The organism is Microbacterium sp. BF1, assembly GCF_019279095.1.
Classification (GTDB): domain Bacteria; phylum Actinomycetota; class Actinomycetes; order Actinomycetales; family Microbacteriaceae; genus Microbacterium; species Microbacterium maritypicum.
Map to the genome: position 1 here is coordinate 1 of NZ_JAGYWT010000344.1, position 2,696 is coordinate 2,696.

General features: G+C 68.8%; 3 protein-coding genes. 1 reads left to right on the forward strand and 2 read right to left on the reverse strand.

What is annotated here, in order from left to right; genetic code table 11:
• Positions 1–374 (reverse strand): TetR/AcrR family transcriptional regulator (locus KZA10_RS11765; RefSeq protein ID WP_218682973.1); only part of this gene is annotated, 374 nt, incomplete at its 3' end.
• 70 nt (positions 375–444) lie between these two features.
• Between KZA10_RS11765 and KZA10_RS11770 the strand changes: the two genes are divergently transcribed.
• The gene (locus KZA10_RS11770; protein ID WP_055871466.1) at positions 445–1,014 is read left to right on the forward strand and encodes a dihydrofolate reductase family protein; all 570 of its coding nucleotides are present in this window, start codon (positions 445–447) and stop codon (positions 1,012–1,014) included.
• Positions 1,015–1,020: 6 nt separating this feature from the next.
• Here the strand turns inward: KZA10_RS11770 and KZA10_RS11775 are convergent, their stop codons facing one another.
• On the reverse strand, positions 1,021–2,448 hold the full coding sequence (locus tag KZA10_RS11775) for a CCA tRNA nucleotidyltransferase (protein ID WP_127483290.1): 1,428 nt from the start codon (positions 2,446–2,448) through the stop codon (positions 1,021–1,023).
• Positions 2,449–2,696 lie beyond the last annotated feature (248 nt).

Below are 2,696 nucleotides of genomic sequence, written 5' to 3' on the forward strand. Positions count from 1 at the left end.
GCAGCGAGCACGGCGGCGACCTCGGGACGCCGACCGCCTTCGAGTCGCAGCTCGAACAGCGCGAGCGTCACGTCGCGGTCCTCGGTCAGTCGCCGCACGATGTCGCGGATGTAGTCGGCGAACAGGGCGGGCCCGGGCTCCGCCGTCGCACGACGCTCCAGGTCTTCGGAGGTGGGGGCGAGACGCTCTCCGATCCGCTCGACCAGACCCTCGATCAGGGCGTCCCTGCTGCGGAAGTAGTTCGAGGTGGTGCCCGTCGGAACCTGCGCGGCGGTATCGACCGCGCGGTGCGTGAGACCTCGCGATCCCTCTCGTGCGAGCACCGTGAGTCCTGCATCCGCGATGAGCCGTCGCCGGGAGTCGTTCTTCACCATGCACGGAACACTAGCGCAATCACTACGCCTGTTGTACCGTAACTGAGACAGATGTAGTGATTGGAGAATCATGCGAGAGCTCGTGTACTACGCCGCCGTCACCCTCGACGGCTACATCGCCGGCCCGAACGGCGAGTTCGACGCATTCCTCATCGAGGGTGACCACATGGAGGGCATCAACGCCCGGTTCGCCGACACCCTCCCCACCGTCGCGGCCGCAGCGCTCGGCATCCCCCAGAAGCGCGCGCTCTTCGACACCGTGCTGATGGGGTGGAACACGTATCAGGTGGGCGGTGTGCCCAGCCCCTACGCGCACCTGCGCCAGATCGTCTTCAGCCGCTCGCGCACCGCAGAGGGAGAGAACCTCGAGGTCACGTCCGAAGACCCGATCGCTGTGGTGCGCCGGCTGAAACTCGAGGAAGGCGCCGCCATCTGGCTCTGCGGCGGCGGCGCTCTGGCCGCCACACTCGCCGACGAGATCGACCGCCTCGTCCTCAAGCGGCAGCCCCTGCTGTTCGGCTCGGGCATCCCCCTGTTCGGCGAGCGCCCCTATCGCCCCGAACAGTTCGACGCGGTCGAGACCGTCACCTACGACAGCGGCGTGGTGTTCACCGAGCTCGAACGCCGACGCGAGGGGTGAGCCGGGTCAGCCGCGTGCGGCCCACCACTCCCGGAGCCGCTGCTCGGCGACCTCGGTTCCGAGCACGCCCTCGTCCAGACGCAGATCCAGCAGGAACCTGTACGCCTCGCCGACCTCGCGCCCCGGGCTGATGCCGAGCACCTGCTGGATGCGGTTGCCGTCGATCTCCGGACGGATGGAGTCGAGCTCCTCCTGCTCGCGCAGTGCGGCGATGCGCGCCTCGATGTCGTCATATGCGCTGGCCAGGCGACCGGCCTTGCGCTTGTTCCGGGTGGTCACGTCGGCGCGGGTGAGGATGTGCAGACGCTCCAGCAGGTCACCGGCATCGCGCACGTAGCGGCGCACGGCCGCATCCGTCCACGCCCCCTCGGCGTATCCGAAGAAGCGCAGGTGCAGCTCGATGAGCGTCGCGACGGCGTCGGTGGTATCGGTGTCGAAGCGCAGCGCCTGCAGTCGCTTGCGGGCCATGCGCGAGCCGACCACGTCGTGGTGGTGGAAGGTGACCACTCCCCCGGCCTCGAGCTTGCGGGTGCGCGGCTTGCCGATGTCGTGCAGCAGAGCCGCGATGCGCAGCGGCACGTCGGGCGCGGCGCCGGGGTGCCGGGAGTGCTCGAGCTCGATCGCCTGGGCGAGCACCGTGAGCGAGTGCTCGTAGACGTCCTTGTGGTGGTGGTGCTCATCGACTTCGAGGCGCAGGTCGGTGACCTCGGGGAGGAACTCGTCGATCAGTCCGGTGTCGACCAGCACGCGGATGCCGCGCACCGGGTCGTCGGTCTGCATGAGGCGCACGAGTTCGGACTGGATGCGCTCGGGGCTCACGATCTTCAGCGTCTCGCGCAACTCGGTGATCGCCTCGGCCGTGGCGTCCTCGACACGGAAGCCGAGCTGCGCGCTGAAGCGAGCCGCCCGCAGCATCCGGAGCGGATCGTCGCCGAACGAGACCCGAGGATCGGCGGGCGTGCGCAACACTCCCGCGATGAGGTCTTCGACGCCGCCGGTCGGGTCGACGAGCTTCACTGCCGGCACCTGCAGTGCCATGGAGTTGACGGTGAAGTCACGGCGCACGAGGTCGCCGTCGATCGTGTCGCCGAACTCCACGGTGGGTTTGCGGGTCACGCCGTCATAGCTGTCGGCTCGATAGGTCGTGATCTCGACCTGCTCACGCTGCACGCGTGCGCCGATCGTGCCGAACGCACGGCCGATGTCCCACTGCGCGGTCGAGATCGGCGTGACGATGGACAGGATCTCGTCGGGCGAGGCGTTCGTCGTGAAATCGAGGTCGTGCGTCGTGCGTCCCAGCAGCGCGTCGCGCACCGGGCCGCCGACGACGGCCAGATCGAACCCGGCATCCTCGAACGCCGTCGCGAGGGTGCGGACGACCGGATTCTCGGCGAGCGCACCGAGACGGGCGAGGCCGTCAGCCATGTTGAGCATGGGTTCCAGCGTACCGGGGCGGGTGCGCCCGATCCCGCGACGCCCGTTCACCTCCCGGTCGCCCGAAGGCCAACCCCCGGTCATCCGTCTTCGATGGGGTGGAGGGGCATCGTGCGACTGCGCACGGAAACCCCCACCCTGAAGGACTGACATGACCTCCCCCACCCCTGCGGTGCGGTGGCGGCGTCGCGGACTGATGACGACGACTCCCCACTTCGTGTCCATGGCTGCGCTCGCCTTGCCACCGG

Excerpts from the sequence above, each read along its gene's own strand:
- KZA10_RS11770 (WP_055871466.1), top strand. The coding sequence starts at position 445 with ATGCGAGAGCTCGTGTACTACGCCGCCGTCACCCTCGACGGCTACATC.
- KZA10_RS11775 (WP_127483290.1), bottom strand. The coding sequence starts at position 2,448 with ATGCTCAACATGGCTGACGGCCTCGCCCGTCTCGGTGCGCTCGCCGAG.